This is a genomic window from Serpens gallinarum, from assembly GCF_014836765.1.
GTDB lineage: Bacteria > Pseudomonadota > Gammaproteobacteria > Pseudomonadales > Pseudomonadaceae > Serpens > Serpens gallinarum.
Map to the genome: position 1 here is coordinate 1 of NZ_JACSQG010000006.1, position 18,155 is coordinate 18,155.

General features: G+C 60.6%; 13 protein-coding genes and 1 pseudogene. 1 reads left to right on the forward strand and 13 read right to left on the reverse strand.

What is annotated here, in order from left to right; genetic code table 11:
* Positions 1 to 156 precede the first annotated feature (156 nt).
* From H9642_RS11810 to hppD, 9 genes and pseudogenes are all read right to left on the reverse strand, one after another.
* On the reverse strand, positions 157 to 741 hold the full coding sequence (locus H9642_RS11810) for an OmpA family protein (protein ID WP_251836652.1): 585 nt from the start codon (positions 739 to 741) through the stop codon (positions 157 to 159).
* A 236-nt stretch (positions 742 to 977) separates the two neighbouring features.
* Positions 978 to 2,123, reverse strand: a complete 1,146-nt coding sequence (locus H9642_RS11815; protein WP_251836653.1) for a serine hydrolase domain-containing protein — start codon at positions 2,121 to 2,123, stop codon at positions 978 to 980.
* 189 nt (positions 2,124 to 2,312) lie between these two features.
* Positions 2,313 to 3,185 (reverse strand): methyl-accepting chemotaxis protein, encoded by an 873-nt coding sequence (locus tag H9642_RS18495; RefSeq protein ID WP_433962702.1) that lies wholly within the window; start codon positions 3,183 to 3,185, stop codon positions 2,313 to 2,315.
* A pseudogene (locus H9642_RS18500) lies at positions 3,168 to 4,277 on the reverse strand (methyl-accepting chemotaxis protein); the annotation flags it as partial. The gene H9642_RS18495 and the pseudogene H9642_RS18500, both read right to left, overlap by 18 nt.
* A gap of 257 nt (positions 4,278 to 4,534) precedes the next feature.
* A complete protein-coding gene (locus H9642_RS11825) occupies positions 4,535 to 5,962 on the reverse strand; it encodes an amino acid permease (protein ID WP_251836655.1) in 1,428 nt (475 codons plus the stop codon).
* A gap of 45 nt (positions 5,963 to 6,007) precedes the next feature.
* Positions 6,008 to 6,652: a maleylacetoacetate isomerase gene (gene maiA / locus H9642_RS11830; protein ID WP_251836656.1), complete on the reverse strand. Its 645-nt coding sequence runs from the start codon at positions 6,650 to 6,652 to the stop codon at positions 6,008 to 6,010.
* A gap of 28 nt (positions 6,653 to 6,680) precedes the next feature.
* The gene (locus H9642_RS11835; RefSeq protein WP_251836657.1) at positions 6,681 to 7,664 is read right to left on the reverse strand and encodes a fumarylacetoacetate hydrolase family protein; all 984 of its coding nucleotides are present in this window, start codon (positions 7,662 to 7,664) and stop codon (positions 6,681 to 6,683) included.
* 230 nt (positions 7,665 to 7,894) lie between these two features.
* Positions 7,895 to 9,028 carry a homogentisate 1,2-dioxygenase gene (locus H9642_RS11840; RefSeq protein ID WP_251836658.1) on the reverse strand — a complete coding sequence of 378 codons (1,134 nt, stop codon included), beginning with the start codon at positions 9,026 to 9,028 and terminating at the stop codon, positions 7,895 to 7,897.
* Between the two features lie 75 nt (positions 9,029 to 9,103).
* Complete coding sequence (hppD, locus tag H9642_RS11845) at positions 9,104 to 10,189, reverse strand: 4-hydroxyphenylpyruvate dioxygenase (RefSeq protein ID WP_251836659.1); 1,086 nt, start codon at positions 10,187 to 10,189, stop codon at positions 9,104 to 9,106.
* Positions 10,190 to 10,616: 427 nt separating this feature from the next.
* On the opposite strand from hppD, the gene H9642_RS11850 reads away from it, so the two are divergent.
* The gene (locus H9642_RS11850; RefSeq protein WP_251836660.1) at positions 10,617 to 11,309 is read left to right on the forward strand and encodes a TorF family putative porin; all 693 of its coding nucleotides are present in this window, start codon (positions 10,617 to 10,619) and stop codon (positions 11,307 to 11,309) included.
* A gap of 190 nt (positions 11,310 to 11,499) precedes the next feature.
* Here H9642_RS11850 and pta read toward each other — a convergent pair whose 3' ends face one another.
* The 4 genes from pta to H9642_RS11870 form a co-directional block, all read right to left on the reverse strand.
* Positions 11,500 to 13,632, reverse strand: coding sequence for a phosphate acetyltransferase (gene pta, locus H9642_RS11855; protein WP_251836661.1), 2,133 nt, complete (start codon positions 13,630 to 13,632; stop codon positions 11,500 to 11,502).
* A 119-nt stretch (positions 13,633 to 13,751) separates the two neighbouring features.
* The gene (locus H9642_RS11860; RefSeq protein WP_251836662.1) at positions 13,752 to 14,939 is read right to left on the reverse strand and encodes an acetate kinase; all 1,188 of its coding nucleotides are present in this window, start codon (positions 14,937 to 14,939) and stop codon (positions 13,752 to 13,754) included.
* Between the two features lie 803 nt (positions 14,940 to 15,742).
* Positions 15,743 to 17,521: an ABC transporter ATP-binding protein gene (locus H9642_RS11865; RefSeq protein WP_251836663.1), complete on the reverse strand. Its 1,779-nt coding sequence runs from the start codon at positions 17,519 to 17,521 to the stop codon at positions 15,743 to 15,745.
* Positions 17,514 to 18,146, reverse strand: coding sequence for a DsbA family protein (locus H9642_RS11870; protein WP_251836664.1), 633 nt, complete (start codon positions 18,144 to 18,146; stop codon positions 17,514 to 17,516). Before H9642_RS11870 ends, H9642_RS11865 begins: the two co-directional genes overlap by 8 nt.
* Positions 18,147 to 18,155: the final 9 nt, after the last annotated feature.

The following is an 18,155-nucleotide window of genomic DNA, read 5'->3' on the forward strand; positions in this document are numbered from 1 at the left end:
AGGCTCCAGAGGGAATCGGGAGCTCAGCATCGGGACTTTTTCAGTCCTTTTGAATGTGTGCTTTATGGAGCGGTTACGTTTAAAATGCCTGCAGACCTAGGAGAAAGAACGAGAAAGCGCACGCCAGGAGCGTGCGCTTTTTGTCTGGCGCCTTATTTAGTTGGCAGCAAGCTTAGTCGCCGCTTGCTTGGCATACTCGGCGCTGACGGTACTCAGGGCAGCCTGCTGGGTGACCAGAATCAGCACGCGGCGATTCTGCGCCCGGCCGGCTTCGCTGCCATTACTGGCCAGCGGCATGGCGGCGCCCATGCCTTGAGTTTGCAGACGGTCATGCTTCAGGCCACTGAGACGGAAGATCGAACCCACTGCGCGGGCACGTCCCTGGCTCTGCTTGATGGCGGCTTCCTGGCTGAGACTGTTGTCGCCGTGACCGACGATCAGCACGCCGGCCGAGGTGTCTTTCTCCACCAGCTTGGCGACTTTGGTGATCGGTGCTAGGGAGGAAGGTAGGAGCATTTCAGGACGCTTCGGATTGAACGAGCTGTCCACCGGAGCGGTCACCACGACGGCATTGTCGGTGCGGTCAACTTCGAAGGTGCTGCCTGCCAACGCGTCACGCAGGTTGGCCTCATAGCCATCCAGCCAGGTTTTGGAAATTTGCGGAGCCTGCTGGGTGCCCGTGCTGCTGCAGCCGACCACGGCCAGGCAAAACATCAGAATCGAAGAGTGGAAAAGTTTCATATTCAGCTCGCCAAAAAAGGGTCAAGAAATTGACTGAAAGTCGGTTCAGGTTGCAGGTGGCATTTTGACACTATCCATTCGTTTCGCAAGGAATCATGGACATCGTCTGACGGACGGCATTCCGCCGGACCCTGCACGACACGCGTTAACGTGCCGGTAAAAACATCATTCCGCTCTAGAACGGGCATTACGCTTTACCTGTCCTGTATCGGCCAGCAGCCGGTTTTCAAAAGACCTCAAAGGCAGGATCCGACGACCTGCGCTAATCCCTGCGCACGGGGGTCCATCAAGACATAAGGTCCCAGTGTGTTGGTCACAAAACCGAAGCCGAGTTCCCGCTCCGGGTCGGCAAAGCCGATCGAACCGCCCGCCCCCGGATGCCCGAATGCCTTTTCTCCCAGCCCATAGGTGGCATTGGCCACCCCCGGTTGGTCGAGCATGCAACCCAATCCGAAGCGCGTACTGGTCAACAAGGTGCGGTCTTCGCCGCGACAATGTTCGCGGGTCAGTTCGGCCAGCAAGTCTGGCTCCAGCAGTCGTCCATCGAGCAGGCCCGAATAAAAACCGGCTAGCGAACGGGCCGTGCCGTGGCCATTGGCCGCTGGCTGTTGCATCCGTCGCCATTCCGGCTTGTTGGTGCTGGTCATCACCGAGGGAGGATTGGTGAACGCGCGGGTGCTCAGGGCATTCGGTTCGCTCATCATGCAACGCAGCAAACGCTGCGCTGCCGCATCGCCCATGCTGCCCTTGCCTCGGGCAATGTGCGCGACCCGGTGGAATTCCTCGTCAGCCAGGCCGACATGGAAATCCAGCCCGAGGGGCCGTGCAGTCCGCGCCACGATGGACTCTCCTGCCCCCCGTCCATCGACGCGGCGCAGCAGCTCGCCCACCAGCCAGCCGTACGTGATAGGTGCATAGCCATGCCCCTGCCCTGGCGTCCACCAAGGCTCTTCAGCAGCCAAAGCGGCCGTCATGGCCTGCCAGTCGTACAGCGCCTCGCCAGGTAGACTGGCGTGGATCGCCGGCAACCCGGCCTGGTGGCTGAGCAACTGACGCAGGGTGATGCGCTCTTTCCCTGCTGCGGCAAACTCGGGCCAATAGCGTGCCACTGGCACGTCCAGGTTGAGCTTGCCCTCTCCCACCAACTGCAATGCAGTGACGGCCGTGAACGTCTTGGTACAGGAAAACAGATTCGCCAGCGTGTCGCTGTGCCAAGGCTCGTTGCCATCCTTGTCGGCATGGCCCGCCCATAAGTCCACAACGGTTTCTCCGGCGACCTGCACACAGAGCGCGGCCCCGCGTTCCTGCGGGTTGTTGAACAGGTCGGCAAAAGCCTCCCGGACTGCCTCGAATTGCAGGTCGAAATAGCCGTTGATGTGCACAGAGGCTCCTAGTAACAGTTTTGGATCAGCGCGTATTGTTCCAGCCCAGCGACCAAGTGAAAACCGCACAAGCCCCATTGCGCGTGGGAAGGATGTCCCATTTATCGGACTACGGCTTACATAGTCAGAGCAGGCTGACCGCAATAAAGCCGCTGACCGAGATGTCGGCCAGCGGCTGCTACGCATGAATCAGGTACGGAACTGTCCGACCAGCTCTTTCAGTTCCAGCCCCAGTCGCGCCAGCTCAGCACTGGCCGCCACGGTCTGCGCACTGGCCGTGGCCGTCTGCTCGCCGATATCACGCACCCGGGTCACGTTCTGGCTAATGGTTTCGGCCACTGCGCTTTGCTCTTCGGCAGCTGCGGCGATCTGCTGGTTCATCTGCTCGATGGTGGAGACCGACTGAGTGATGCGCTGCAACGCGCTGCCAGCCTCGCTGGCCAGCTCCACCGTGCGCTGGGTCAGCGCACGGCTGCTGTTCATCTGTTCCACGGAGCGCTGGGCCATGCCCTGCAGACTGCCGATCAACACCTCGATCTCCTCGGTGGAGTCATGGGTGCGCAAGGCCAGCGCCCGTACTTCATCGGCAACGACCGCAAAACCACGCCCTTGCTCACCCGCTCGGGCCGCCTCGATGGCCGCGTTGAGGGCGAGCAGGTTGGTCTGCTCGGCGACGAGCCGGATCACTTCGAGCACGCTGCCGATGCGCGCGCTTTCCTCATTCAGTGCCTGGATCGACTGAGCGGTTTCTTCCACTTCACTGGCCAGGCTTCCGATCTGCCCCACGGCCAGCTGTACCACCTTATTACCCTGGCTGGCCTCGTCATCGGCCTGTCGAGCGGCCTGCGAAGCCTGGGCAGCGTTGCGTGCCACTTCCTGCACCGTCGCCGCCATCTGGTTGGTGGCGGTTGCCGCTTGCTCGGTTTCGATTTTCTGGATTTCCATGCCACTGCTGGTTTGCGAGGTAATCGCCGCCAATTGGTCGGCCGCGCTGGCAATCTGACTGACCCCACCGCCAATTCGGCCTACCAGCTGGCGCAAGCTGTCGATCATGCTTTGCATGGCGTTCTGCAATTGGCCAAGCTCATCGCTACGGTTACTCGGTCCATGCCCGCTATCACGTAGATCGCCCGCGGCGACCCGCTGGGCAATGGCCACGGTTTGGCGCAGCGGCCCCACGATGGATTGCCCGATCAGCAGCGAAGCCGCGACACCGAGAGCGATGGCAATCACAGCGAAGACGCCCAGCAGCAGCTCGCTTCGGCTTGTCTGCGCTGTCATGGCGTTCTGAGCTCTTTCGACCGACTGATCGACTATCTGTTCTGCCTGGCCGGCCAGATCAACCATCAGAGCATCGCTTTCTTCACGCATCGTGCGTGCGCGCTGGAACTGCAGGAATGCCTCGCGATAGTTATCCAGGGCAGCCAGACTTTCCTGAAGCGAGGCCTTCTGCTCATCCTCAAGCCACTGCATCAGATTGTTGGCGATGCGACGCTGCTCATCATAGAGGTCATTCCACTCCTGCCGAGCCTCGGCATCATTGAGTTGAGTGAAACGATTCTCCACCAGGCGCAAGTCCAGCATTCGTTTGCTGAGCCCTGAAGCGGTCTCGGCCAAGGTAAGCGGGTCGCTACCTTTCAGGCGATCCCCTCGCAAACGCAGCTCGCGAACGGCGTCATACATGTGCAGTTCGATCATTTCGAACGCTTCACGCGCCAGGAGCGCCGCTTCGTCCATGTGTTCGCGCTGAGCGTCCGCGTTGCGCAGGTGTCCCACGGTCGACTCGAACTGCTCGCCATACGCCTGCGCCCCTGAGCGAACCTGTCCAATGCGCTCGAGCGCGGCGGGATCGGCGAGCATTTGCGTCAACGTATCAGCCCGCTCGATGAGCTGTCTCAGTTGTTCATGCACGCCACGAGCGACCTCCGGATCACGGTTCAGGGCAAATTCGCGCTGTAAGCCGCGCGCCTGCAGAACATGCTCCTGGATCCCGGACATGAGGTTCATCTGTTGGGCGCGCGCATAAAGGCTCTGCACGGCATAGAAACCGGTACCTGCCATCACCACCGTGAGCAGCAGTACCAGTCCGAAGCCCAACAACAGCTTGCGGCCGACTCGTTGATTTTGAACCAACGCCAACATGCCCTTGAACATAAAATCTCTCTCGTTTGAACGTTCCTTTAGTCGCAATATGCACGCTAGGATACCGACGCCCAGATTTCGACTTTACGTAAGATCTTTCGTCCAAATGTTCGACAACTTTAGGGAAATGGCGAAATAGATTCCTAGCAGGGCACTCGGACATTCGCGTCAGCCGGTCTCCCGCACAGTTGATCGAGGCATGAAGCTAGTGTCTTTAGAAGCGCTGACAAGGGCGGCAACGGGCAGCACAGCAACTGCCCGAACGCGATTCAGCCCAGCGGTGCTTCGTTGGGCTGTGGGCCGGCCGTGGTATTGCCACCACGCAGGTGCATGCGCACACGGTAAATGCCCCACATCAGCGCCAGCCAGAAGGGAATCATGAACACCGACACACGAATCCCCGGAATCATCAGCAAAATGCCCAGGATGAACACCACGAAGGCCAGGCACAGGTAGTTGCTGAACGGCGACCACAACGCCTTGAAGCGAGTGACCACGCCCTGTTGGCTCATGGCCTTGCGAAACTTAAGGTGCGCCAGGCTGATCATCGCCCAGTTGATCACCAGGGCGGCAACCACCAGGGACATAAGCATCTCCAGGGCATTTTGCGGCACCACGTAATTGACCACCACGCAGAGCATGGTCATCAGCGCCGACACGCCAATGGCCAGCACCGGCACGCCGCGACGGTTGACCTTCATCAGCGCCTTGGGCGCATCGCCCTGCTCGGCCAGGCCGTACAGCATGCGGCTGTTGCAGTACACCCCGCTGTTATAGACCGACAGCGCAGCGGTAAGCACCACGAAGTTGAGAATATGAGCGGCCGTGTCGCTGCCGATCAGCGAGAAGATCTGTACGAACGGACTGGCACTGTAGGGATCGCCGGCATGATTGAGGTTTTCCACCAGGCTGTCCCATGGGTACAGCGCCAGCAGCACCGTCAACGCGCCGATATAAAAAATCAGGATGCGATAGACCACCTGGTTGATGGCCTTGGGAATCACCTTCTGCGGCTCGCTGGCTTCGGCGGCAGTGATACCCACCAGTTCCAGACCACCGAACGAGAACATGATAATCGCTAGCACCATCACCAGACCTTCCAGGCCATTGGGGAAAAAGCCGCCACGGCTCCACAGATTGGTGATGCTCGCCTGCTCCCCCCCCAGGCCGGTTACCAGCAGATACAGCCCGAGGGCAATCATGCCCAGAATGGCCACGACCTTGATGATCGCAAACCAGAACTCGGTCTCGCCGAAGGCCTTCACGTTGCTCAGGTTGATCAGATTGATCAATACGAAGAAGGCCGCCGCCGTGACCCAGGTGGGTATTTCCGGCCACCAGAACTGCACGTACTTGCCCACCGCCGTCAGCTCAGCCATGCCCACCAGGACATACAGCACCCAGTAGTTCCAGCCGGCCAGGAAACCCTGGTAGCCGCCCCAGTATTTGTGGGCGAAATGGCTGAACGACCCAGCCACCGGTTCCTGGACAATCATCTCGCCCAGTTGACGCATGATCAGAAAGGCAATGAAGCCACCAATGGCATAACCGAGGATCATTGACGGGCCGGCGCTTTTCATCACCCCGGCCGAACCGAGGAACAACCCGGTGCCGATGGCGCCCCCCAACGCGATCAACTGGATATGGCGATTCTTCAGGCCCCGCTTGAGCGGGCCGGTGTGCAGAACTTCACTCATAAATTTCCTTGGAATATCTGGCCGCGCGCTGGGGAAAATCCAGGCTTAGACCGGCGCGTCCGGCTGCTTTTCCGGAACCGCCTGACTGAAGGCATCGAGGGGTTCGCAGGCAGTCACCAGGGCGAGAATGCGTGGGTAGGCATGCAGCTCACAGGCAAAACGGCGGGCATTGTACACCTGTGGCACCAGGCAGGCTTCCAGATAGCCGGGCTTTGCGCCCAGCGACAGACCATCGGGCAGTTCGGCGAGGCCCTGCTCCACTGCCTCCAGGCCGGTCGCGACCCAGTGTCGCAGCCACATCAGACGTACGGCTTCATCCTGCCCCAACTGATGTTCCAGATACTGCAGCACGCGCAAATTGTTCAGCGGATGCAGATCGCAGGCGATATGCAACGCCAAGGCGCGAATGCGCGCCCGCGCAACGGGCTCGCTTGGCAGTAGCGCCGGCTGCGGGTGGGTTTCTTCCAGGTATTCAAGAATCGCCAGCGACTGGGCAATGCTGCGTTCGCCGTCGCGCAACAGCGGAACCAACTGTTGCGGATTCAGCGCCCGAAACGCCTCGCCGTGCTGCTCGCCACCGTCCTTGAGCAAGTGCACCGGCACCTGCCGATACGCCAGCCCTTTGAGATTCAAGGCGATGCGCACTCGATAGGTGGCGCTGGAGCGCCAATAGGAATAGAGCGTCAGCATGGCTCCCTCTCTTGTCGGCGGCGTGCGATTACGGGGAATAGGGCTCCACTGCCTGGTCGATCGCACCGAAAATCGACTGCCCTTCGGTATCGAACATCTCGATACGCACCCGGTCACCGAAATGCAGAAACGGGGTTTTGGGTGCTCCGCTCTCGATCATTTCCAACATGCGCCGCTCGGCAAGGCAGGACGAGCCGACGCTGCGGTCGTGGTTGGACACGGTCCCCGATCCGATAATGCTGCCAGCACCCAGCGGGCGCGTTCTGGCGGCATGGGCCAGTAGCGTGGGAAAATCGAAGGTCATATCCACACCTGCATTCGGACGGCCGAGCAGTTCGCCGTTGATGCGTGATTCCAACGGCAGATGCACCTTGCCGTCCCGCCAGGCGGCGCCCAGTTCGTCCGGGGTGACCGCCACAGGGGAAAAACTCGACGAAGGCTTGCTATGAAAGAAGCCGAACCCCTTGGCCAGCTCGCCGGGAATCAGATTGCGCAGCGATACATCGTTGACCAGCATCAGCAACTGGATGTGCCCGGCGGCTTGCTGCCCGGCGATGCCCATTGGCACATCGTCGGTGATCACCGCGACTTCTGCCTCCAGGTCGATGCCCCATGCCTCATCGGCAAGACGGATCGGTGCATGAGGCGGCAGAAACGTATCGCTGCCGCCCTGATAAATAAGGGGGTCATGCCAGAAGGATTCCGGCAGCTCGGCGCCGCGCGCCTTGCGCACCAGCTCGACGTGATTGACGTAGGCACTGCCATCGGCCCAGTGGTACGCGCGCGGCAAGGGACTGTGGCAGGCGGCCTGATTGAAGGCGAAAGCGTCGGGCTCGTTTCCCTTATTGAGGCGCTGATAAACAGCGTCCAGCAGTGGCCGGGTCTTTGCCCAGTCGTCCAGCGCTGCCTGCAAGGTCGCCGCGATGTCCGTCACTTTAACCGCTCGGGACAAATCACGGGACACCACCACCAGCACACCGTCACGGCCCTGATTGAGTGAAGCAAGTTTCATTGAGGCTCCTTTTTCTGGACGCGTTACCTAGGCGCAAGCTTTCAATCCCTTCCAGAATCGCCAGCAAGCTGGCTTCAAGGCTCGAACCCGTAGGGCGGATGTCGATTTTCACACCCACAATGACTCTCTTCGGTGGGGCGCCACCCGGTGGATCGCCACCCGGTGGATCGAAAGCGTGATCCACCCTACGGGGTGACATCCGAGGCGAGCCCGCCAAACACGCGGCGATCCTAGGCGCCCGGGGATTTCCAAGAGTTCACATACTCCGCCACCTCCACGCTTGTGGCTGCCGCATCGATTTCCAGCGCATGGCGAGCGTCGATCATCACTGCCACTTCCTCGACAAAGCTCGCCGGGTTTTCCTGGCTCTTCTTCAATGCCTTGGGGTGTGGGCCGTGGGGGAAGCCGCAGGGATGCAGAGTAAGCATGCCGGCTTCGATATTGTCGCGGCTGAAGAAATTGCCGCGGTGATAGAACAGCACTTCGTCGAAGTCATCGTTATTGTGGAAGAACGGTACCTTGAGCACGTCCGGGTCAGACTCCACCGGGCGCGGCGTAAAGGTGCAGATCACAAAGCCATTGGCCACGAAAGTGGTGTGAGCCGATGGCGGCAAGTGGTAGCGATGGCTCATCACCGGACGAATATCGCGCCAGTTAAGGCGCACCACACAGTTGTCACCATGCCAGCCGACCACATCCAGCGGGTTATAGGGATAGGTGACGGTGCTGATCTGCCCGCGTCGCTTGATGCGAATCTGCCAGCGATTTTCGTCCTGCTGGGCCTTGAAGGTGTCGTTCAGGTGCGGACGGGCGAAAACGGCGGAATCGAAAATTGCATGGGGGCCGAGCAAGCCTTTGTCCGGCAACTGATAGGCGCCGTCGGTGCTCTCGATCATCAGCATGAAGGTCGGCGAACTGGGCTCGATGCGCCAGGCCGTACCGCGCGGGATCAGCAGGTAATCGCCGTCACGGTAGGGCAAATGGCCGAAATCGCAGTAGAAATCGCCGGCCCCTTCATGGATAAACAACAGCTCATCGCCATCACCGTTGCGCACCAAATGGCGCATGGCCGTAGCGGTTTTCCAGACCCGCACCTGCACATCGTTGTTGTGCAGCACCAGTGCCGCTTGCCAGGGGCAGCCCCCCTGCACATCGAGCTTTGCCAAATTGAACGCATGGGGCCGCAACGGGCCTTCCCAGTCCACCCAGCCGGTCGGCGGATGGCGATGATGCAAGTGACTGGCCGGCCCATAAAACCCTTCGCGGCCCATCTCCCGCTCGAACGTACCCGGCGGCATGTTGCAGTGCGCCTGCAACGAACATTCCCCTTCGCGGATGGGGAAGCTGATCCATTTGCGGCTCATGACAAGGCTCCTCACAGGTGGGCGTCGACCCACCGAAATGGTCACGTGACTGGCGAACTCAAGCCCGTTCCGGGTCTATTCCGCCTTGAGCACACCACGGCGGATCTGATCTTCTTCGATGGACTCGAACAGGGCCTTGAAGTTGCCCTCGCCAAAGCCCTGGTTGCCCTTGCGCTGGATGATTTCAAAGAAAATCGGTCCGATCAGCGTGTCCGTGAAAATCTGCAGCAGGATGCCGTCATCCTGGGGCGCGCCGTCAACCAGGATGCGCAGTTCGCGCAGCTCAGCAAGGGGCTCACCGTGCCCCGGCACGCGACTGTCGATTTTTTCATAATAGGTGTCTGGGGTTGACATGAAGCGCACCCCGTTGGCGCGCAGCTGCCGCACTGTGGCGTAAATATCGTCGGTGGACAGGGCGATATGCTGAATGCCCTCGCCATGATATTCGCGGATGAATTCTTCGATCTGCGAATGAGCATCTGCGGATTCGTTGATTGGGATGCGGATCTTGCCGCAGGGAGCGGTCATCGCCCTGGACAACAGCCCGCTGAGCTTGCCCTCGATATCGAAGTAGCGGATTTCACGAAACCCGGCGATGCGCTCATAAAATCTGGACCAGACATCCATCTGCCCGCGCTTGACGTTATGGGTCAGGTGATCGATCTCCAGCAACCCCACCGCACGGTCATTGGCGCTGCGGCCCGGATGGAACTCAAAATCCACGTCATAGATGCTGTGTGCGCCGTAGCGGTCCACCAGATAAAGCACCGAACCGCCGATACCGGCCACGCAGGGGATATTCAACTCGCCGAAATTGGCGTGACTGCCCAGTAGCGTGGCGCCCTGCGCTTGCACATAGGCAGCGGCCTGAGCGGCATTCTTGACCCGGAAGGCCATGGCACAGGCGCTCGGCCCATGAGCCTGGGCAAAGGCATGCACTTCACCGCTGGGACTGCCGTTGAGTACAAAATTGATGCCGTGCTGTTGGAAGAGGAACACCGGTTTGGAGCGATGCCGGGCGGTTTCGGTAAAGCCCATGGCGATGAACAACTGGCGTAGTTGTTCGAGGCCTTCGGTGGTCGGTGCGGTGAATTCGACGAATTCGAAACCATCGGTTCCGATGGGGTTATGCGGGGCGATTCGGCTTATGACAGCGTCCATGTTAAGCCCTCCGGTTACATGCGAATGACCTAAGCACAGCTGCCGAACGCCCTTTACGCAATGTGAAACTCACCCTCCGGGCAGCCTGCGGCGTCGCGTCTCGGCACAATAAGTTGACGAAGCACCAAGCTGCTCCAATTCCTGCGTAAACCTGTAAATAAATCCTGCCAGTGGGTGGCAATGAATTGCCACGTATTCCTGCGCCTCGTTTTATTGCAACGTTGAAGTTAATGCTCCGAATCAAGGCAACGCGGCGCCACTCCCCCTTTGATATCTATCAGTAAAAACACGAATACCGCTCTGTTCCGGTGGTCATGCCAAGTTGGCAAGGGATATGCTTAGTTGCTGTTGGCGTAAGGTTAATAGCCAACAGTTCTAATAAATGAGGGGAAACCCCTCACCGACACCAAGGAAATGGAGCATGAGCATGCTTAAGAAACTCCCTGTGGCAATCGCAGTAGCCTCTTCGGTTGCCTTCAGCAGCATGGCAGTCTCGGAAACCGTAGAAAGTCCGATTGGTAAACTCGATGTCAGCATGACCGCTACCCTGGCGAGCGACTGGCTGAACCGTGGTTCTTCGCTCAACGGTGGTAATCCCACCGTGCAAGGCAGTTTGGACGTTGTACACGAAAGCGGCTTTTACGCTGGCATCTGGGGCGGCAGCATGGCGGGCGATGAAAAAACCGCCGGCTCTGAGTTCGACTATTACGTCGGCTACGGTGGCTCCATCACTGAAGACATCACCTATGACCTGGCTGTGGCTACCTATATCTATTCAGGTACCACTTGGGGCGGTGAAGACGCGGAAAGCGATATCGAATACCTGGGCAGCATCAGCGCCTATGGCGGTACCGTCGGCCTCAAATACCGTACCGAAGACGTCAAGCAGCTTTATACCTACCTCGGCTACTCCTATGCCCTGCCGGGTGCAGTAACCTTGTCCGCATCGGTGGGTTTCACTGACATCGATGATGAAGTAAATAACGGGGAAGACTACACCGACTGGAGCTTGAGCCTGGGCAAATCCATCGCCAGTCTTGATTTCGCGCTGACCTACGCCACTAACGACCTGGACGGCACGGATGACAATTTTGCCGTCTCGGTTTCCAAGTCGTTCTAAGGTCTGAATTACGGTCACGGCCAGCCCATGACCACACCAAGAAACGCCGTTCCCCTTTGGGGTACGGCGTTTTTTGGTGCGCAGCGGCAGGCGGACGGCGCGCTATACGCATTACGCCTTAGCCATAGGCTGCTGACAAAAAAATCCCCGGGAAGGATGCCTTCACCGGGGATTTTTCATCAGCGCAAGATCAGGCCTCGATCAGCTCACCCTTCTCCTTAGCCTTCTGCGCTTCCAGGCTGGCCGCCTGTAGAGCAGTCAGAGCGATGGTGAAGACAATGTCGTCCACCAGCGCACCACGGGACAAGTCGTTTACCGGCTTGGCCAAACCTTGCAGCATCGGGCCGACGCTGATCACCGAGGCGCTGCGCTGCACCGCCTTGTAGGTGGTGTTGCCCGTGTTCAGGTCAGGGAAGATGAACACAGTGGCCTGCCCAGCCACCGGGCTGTTGGGCGCCTTGGACTTGCCGACGCTGAGTACCGAGGCAGCGTCGTACTGCAGCGGGCCGTCGATCGGCAGTTCTGGCGCACGCTCACGGGCGATGCGCGTGGCTTCGCGCACCTTGTCCACTTCCGCGCCGCTGCCGGAGTCGCCGGTGGAGTAACTGATCATCGCCACACGCGGCTGCACACCCAGGGCCACGGCCGACTCGGCACTCTGAAGGGCAATTTCCGCCAGCTCCGTGGCGTTCGGGTTGGGGTTCACGGCGCAGTCGCCGTAGACCAGCACCTGCTCGGGCAGCAGCATGAAGAACACCGAGGACACCAGGTTATAGCCCGGCGCGGTCTTGATCAGTTGCAAGGCCGGGCGAATGGTATTGGCGGTGGTGTGGATGGCCCCGGAAACCAGGCCGTCCACCTCATCCAGGGCGAGCATCATGGTGCCCAGCACTACGGTATCGCGCAGCTGCTCGTCGGCCATTTCCGGCGTCAGGCCCTTGCTCTTGCGCATCTCGACCATGGCCGGCACGTACCGGGCGCGAATGCTGTCAGGGTCGAGAATTTCCAGCCCCGCCGGCAGGTTGATGCCCTGCGACTTGGCGACCGCGCGGACTTCTTCCGGCCGGGCCAGCAGCACGCAACGGGCAATGCCGCGCTCTTGGCAGATCGCTGCGGCACGAATGGTGCGCGGCTCGCTGCCTTCGGGCAAAACGATACGCTTGTCGGCGTCCTGGGCACGCTTGACCAACTGGTAACGGAACGCCGGTGGCGACAGGCGAATTTCGCCACGGGGCAGGCTCAAACGCGCCTGCAGAACATCGGCCTGCAGGTGGCGAGCAATGAAATCGGTGACGCGGGTGGCCCGTTCGATATCGTCCGACGGGGTTTCGCGGTTCAGGGCAAACAGATTGGTGGCTGTGTCGTAGGAGCCCGTAGCCACGCTCAGCACCGGCAAGCCGCTATCCAGCGCCGCTTTGCACAGCTCAAGAATGCGCGGATCCGGCGCATAGTCACCCGTCAGCAGCAGACCGGCCAGCTTCACGCCGTTCAGCGAGGCCAGGCTGGCGGCCAGGATGATGTCGTCGCGATCGCCCGGCGTCACCACCAGCACGCCGGACTGCAACAGCGCCACGGTATTGGGCACGGTACGTGCGCTGAGGATGATCTGGTGCACCCGGCGCTGCTCGGCGTCGCCGACATTAAGCACCTTGGCTGCGAGCAGCTCGGCAATGTCGCTGGTGCGCAGGGCATTGAGCTCGTCGGCCAGCGGGATGACACCCAGCAATTGGAAATCGTTACTGCCAAGGAGTGGCAACTGCGCCTTGAGACGCTCGATGAAGGCCGGCAGACCGTCCTCGCTGTGCACCTTGTTGAGAATGACGCCCAACATCTTTGCGTCCTTGGCGCCGCCAAACAGCTGGGCCTGGATCTCGATGCGCTCAGCCATCTGCTTGAGGCTGTCGCTGCCCTGGGCGGCAATCAAGATGACTTCGGCATCCAGGCTCTTGGCCAACTGCGCATTGATGCGCGCGGTGTAGTCCGTTTCGCGGGTCGGCACCATGCCTTCGACAATCACCACATCCATGCCGGCAGCAGCCTGCTCGAAACGGCTGACCACGTCTTCCAGGGTCAGGTCCAAGTCGCCGCTGGCCATCTGGCGTTCCAGCTGCTCCAAGGCAATCGGCTCGGGCGCGGTTTTGTTCAGCGTGCGCTCGACCAGCAGGCAGGAGCGCTCACGGCCCTGATCGACAGGAAACGGCTGGGAGATCGGTTTAAAGAAGCCGACCTTCAGGCCGGACTGTTCGAGCGCACGAATCAGACCGAGGCTGACGGAGTTGAGTCCGCCACCAAAGCCGGTAGGAGCAAGAAACAGGGTATGCATGGGTTCTCCTTGTGGGAGCAAAGGGATCAGCCTGCAAGAGGCATGGCATGAAAGAAGCCTACAAGACAAAACCCGACGCCGGCGTGGTCATCGGGTTTCATCCGGGTGTGGCGGATTTCTCAGGCGTCCAGCAACGCCAGGGTTTCCAGGGCGATCTGCCGCTCTTCGTTGGTCGGTACCACCAGAATACGCGGGCTGCCTTCGGTCTGGATCTGGCCAGCCGTGCCACGGGTGCAGCGGGCATTGGCCTGTGCGTCTACCTGGAAGTTGAACACTTTGAGATGCTCGACCGTCCGGGCGCGCACCGCCGAGGAGTTTTCACCAATACCGCCGGTGAAGATCAGGCCGTTCACACGCGGCAGCGCGCAGGCCATGCTGGCCAGCGACTTGGCCAGGCGATAGCAGAACACCTCGAAGGCCAGCGTTGCTCCCGAATGGCCGGCTTCATACGCTTCATGCAGGGTACGCATGTCGTTGGACAAGCCGGACAAGCCCTTCAGGCCACTGTCGCGGGTCAGCATGGAGTCGATCTGCTCAATGCTCCAGCCCAGGGTGCGCGCCAGATACATGTGCAGGGCGGGATCGACATCGCCGCTGCGCGTGCCCATCACCACACCTTCCAGCGGCGTCAGGCCCATGCTGGTGTCGCGGCTTTCGCCATTGACCACCGCGCAGGTGGAGCAGCCATTGCCCAAGTGGGCGACCAGCCAGCTGCTGTCATCCACCGGCACCCCGACCATTTCGGCGGCGCGCTGACTGACGAAGCGATGACTGGTGCCATGGAAACCGTAGCGACGGACGCCGTGTTCTGTGTAGAGAAACTCCGGTACGGCGTAGCGGTAGGCGTACTCCGGCATGCTCTGGTGAAACGCGGTGTCGAATACGCTGACTTGGGGCAGCCCTGGGAACAGTGACATGGCGGCTTCGATGCCGATCAAGTTGGCCGGGTTGTGCAGTGGAGCCAGTTGGGCATTGGTATTGATAGCGTCGAGCACCGACGCATCGATCAGGCTGGAGCCGGTGAAATGTTCGCCGCCGTGCACCACGCGATGGCCGATGCCATCAAGCCTGCCACCGGCCATTTCCTGGGCCAGCGGCAGAATTTTTGCCAGCGCTGCCGCATGATCGGCTCCCGGAAGGCTCAGCGTTTCCTTCGCTTCACCGATCTGCCATTGGATAACGGCTTCCGGGCTGCCGAGGCATTCAGCCAATCCTTGCAGCGGAAATGTCGATTGTTTTTCGTTAACCAAAGCAAACTTGATTGATGAGCTACCGCAGTTGATCACGAGAATATTGCGGACGGACATGAGGCTTCCTGAATCTTGTCGAGAAGTCGGACCACGCGTCCGCGCGGCCCACTTCAATTATTGGTTTTATGGTTAAGGCGTTCGGCGCTCTTGTGAAGCATGAACTAGCAGGGATGAAACAATACTGACATGCAGGATGGGCCCTCACAGTCCTGCTTTAGTCGAAAAGAATGCCCTCCTTCTCAAGACCTTATGCGCAGCATGAGTCGCCCTATCTTTTTAGTGCATAACGACTTGATTCTTAATGACTAAAATCAAGCGAATGGCATTTAGGTCGTTGCTCAGCTGCGGCAAGCGTTACGTGTTGCTAGCATCCGGCGCGGTGGGTCATGTGGGCATGCGTAGGGCAGCCTCGCCCGTTGCAGGGGGTTGGGATGGAACTGCGCAGTGACCCGGGCAGCCCGCCGCAAGGGGATACTCCGCCGGCGGGGTGCTCGCTCAGCCTCGAGTATCCAGCCAACCCACCTGCAGCAAGCGACGCCGCCCTACGGCAGTTGCGTCATCGGTTACCGCTCGCTTCGGCCCGGGGTCCGGGTCTCCCAGGTGTTGTTAGCAGCCTAGCGCCGTGGGTCATGTGCGCATGCATGCGTAGGGCGGCCTCGCCCGTTGCACGGTGTTGGGATGGATTTGCGCTGTTACCCGGGCAGCCCGCCGTAGGGGGATACGCCGCTGGCGGGGTGCTCGCTCAGCCTCAAGCATTCAGCCAACCCGCCTGCAGCGAGCGACGCCGCCCTACGGCAGCTGCGTCATCGGTTCCCGCTCGCTTCGGCCTGACATCCTGGTCTCTCGAAATTATTTCGCCCCTAATGCTGCAAATGCCCGTAGAGCTTGGCGTAGAGCCCGCCTTCGGCGATCAGCTGCTGGTGATCGCCTTGTTCGGCAATGCTGCCGCCGTCGAACACCAGCACGCGGTCGGCCTGTTTCACGGCGGAAAGCCGGTGGGCGATGATCAGCGTGGTGCGTCCGCTGAGAAAGTTGCCCAATGCCTGGTGCAGGGCATATTCGGTAGCGGCATCCAGCGCCGAAGTGGCTTCGTCGAGAATCACCACCTTGGGGTCGGCAAGTACCATGCGGGCGATTGCCAGGCGCTGGCGCTGGCCGCCGGACAGTCGCACACCGGAACGACCGACCACGCTGTCCAAGCCCGCCGGCAGTTGCCTGACCGTGCTGGCCAGTTGGGCGATTTCCAGCGCGCGCCAGCATTCATCATCCGTGCGTGAACGGCCCATGCACAGGTTGGCGCGTACCGTATCGTTGAACAGCGCCGGATGCTGCAGCACCACGGCGACATGTTCACGCACGGTTTCCAGGCCGATTTCTTCCAACCGCGCGCCCCCAAAACAGATGCGCCCGGCTTGCGGCGTGTACAGCCCGAGCAACAGTTGCACCAGGGTGCTCTTGCCACCGCCCGAGGCGCCGACGATGGCCACCTTTTCGCCCGGTGCAATGGTCAGGTCGAGGTTTTCCAGGATTGGCTCATCCTGATACGCGAACCGCACGCCCCGCACGTCGATACCGACTGTGCGACGCTCGCTGAACGGATCGATCAGGCTGGCATGGCGCGGCTCATCGTCACGTCCCAGCAGTTCATTGATGCGTTTCAACGCACCGCCGGCCGCATAAAAGGCGTATTGCAGGCTCAGCAACTGCTCCACCGGACCGATCATGAACCACAGGTAGCTGAACACCGCGAGCATCTGGCCGATGGACAGATCGGACAACAGCACCGTCAGCATGGCGGCGGCGCGGAAGATATCGATGCCGAACTGGAACAGCAGGCCGCTAGTGCGGTTGGACGCATCGGTCTTCCATTGGGTGGCCATGGCGCGGTCACGCACATCCCGGGCGCGCAAGCCGAGGCGGCCGAAGAAATAACCCTGACGGTTGCTGGCGCGAATTTCCTGGATCGCTTCCAGGGTTTCGGTCAACGCCTGGGTGAAATACGCAGTGCTGTCGTTTTCCAGCTTCTTCAGGTGTTTGACCCGCTTACCCAGCTGCACGGTGGCGTAGATCACCAGCGGATTGAACAGCAGGATCAGCAGCGCCAACTGCCAGTGCATCCACAGCAAAATTGCCGAGGTGCCCACCAGGGTCAGCAGCGCTACCAGAAAGCGGCTGAGGGTTTCTCCCACGAACTTGTCGACCGTATCCAGATCCGTGACCAGGTTGGTGGTGACCGCGCCACCGCCGAGGCTTTCGTATTCGGCCATGGAGATGCGCTTGAGGCGTTCGATCAGGCGGGTGCGGATACGGTAGATGATGTCCTTGGACAATCGCGCGAACAGACGAGCCTGCAGCACGTTGAAAATCAGCGAGGCGGCGCGCAGGGCCAGACTCAGCAACAGCATCAGGCCGATATACCCGGCGGCGGTCTGCCAACCGGCGGGCAGGAAATTGTCCATGAACCTGAGGGCGGCATCGCCCTGGCCAAGCAATACTTCATCCACCAGCAACGGCAGCAGGAGCGGAATCGGCACGCTGCACAGGGTGGCCAGCACGGCGAGCAGATTGGCCGCCACCAAGGCCTTGCGATGACGCAAGGCCAGGCGGCGGATTTCCGCCCAACTCAGCCGGTCAGTCACAGGCAATGCGCCTCAGCCAGCGATCAAGCAAGGGCGCCAGGCGTTCCAGCGGTTGATAGCCGTTGGTCAGCAGCGCCAGCTGTCCGTTGTGCTCGGCCAGCAGAGTTGGGAAGCCGGCAATGCCCAGGCCTTGTGCCCAGGCGAAATCCTCACGGGTGGCCTGGCGGTGTTCGAGGCTGTCGAACCCGGTGGCGAACGTCTTGCGGTCGAGACCGGCCTCCACGGCCAGCTCAGCCAGCACACAGGCCTGGGTCACATCGCGACGCTCTACGTAAAACGCGCGTTGAATCAGTGCCAGCAGCGCACCGACACTCTGCGGCGCCAGCAAGCGGGCGGTTACCAATGCGCGACACGCGGGCTCCGTGTCATAGATAAGCCCTTCGGGCAAGCCGCCCTCCAGATGGAATGCCTGGCCAGTGGCCTCGTGTACCGCCTGCCAATAACACAGGGTGCGGGCGCGTCCGGCGTCATCCATGACCACCTGCTCACTGCGCAGCCCACCGAGCACCACATGGGTCGGCACCTGGGCCTGGCGCGCCTGCTCGGCCAACGCCTCGACCACTGGGGCAAAGCCCCAGCACCAGGAACACATCGGGTCCATCACATAAATCAGACGGTCCGCCATGGACTTTCC

Coding starts and splice junctions, on each gene's coding strand:
- H9642_RS11810 (WP_251836652.1), bottom strand. CDS start 741: ATGAAACTTTTCCACTCTTCGATTCTGATGTTTTGCCTGGCCGTGGTC.
- H9642_RS18495 (WP_433962702.1), bottom strand. CDS start 3,185: ATGCAAAGCATGATCGACAGCTTGCGCCAGCTGGTAGGCCGAATTGGC.
- H9642_RS11825 (WP_251836655.1), bottom strand. CDS start 5,962: ATGAGTGAAGTTCTGCACACCGGCCCGCTCAAGCGGGGCCTGAAGAAT.
- maiA (WP_251836656.1), bottom strand. CDS start 6,652: ATGCTGACGCTCTATTCCTATTGGCGCTCCAGCGCCACCTATCGAGTG.
- H9642_RS11835 (WP_251836657.1), bottom strand. CDS start 7,664: ATGAAACTTGCTTCACTCAATCAGGGCCGTGACGGTGTGCTGGTGGTG.
- H9642_RS11840 (WP_251836658.1), bottom strand. CDS start 9,028: ATGAGCCGCAAATGGATCAGCTTCCCCATCCGCGAAGGGGAATGTTCG.
- hppD (WP_251836659.1), bottom strand. CDS start 10,189: ATGGACGCTGTCATAAGCCGAATCGCCCCGCATAACCCCATCGGAACC.
- H9642_RS11850 (WP_251836660.1), top strand. CDS start 10,617: ATGCTTAAGAAACTCCCTGTGGCAATCGCAGTAGCCTCTTCGGTTGCC.
- pta (WP_251836661.1), bottom strand. CDS start 13,632: ATGCATACCCTGTTTCTTGCTCCTACCGGCTTTGGTGGCGGACTCAAC.
- H9642_RS11860 (WP_251836662.1), bottom strand. CDS start 14,939: ATGTCCGTCCGCAATATTCTCGTGATCAACTGCGGTAGCTCATCAATC.
- H9642_RS11870 (WP_251836664.1), bottom strand. CDS start 18,146: ATGGCGGACCGTCTGATTTATGTGATGGACCCGATGTGTTCCTGGTGC.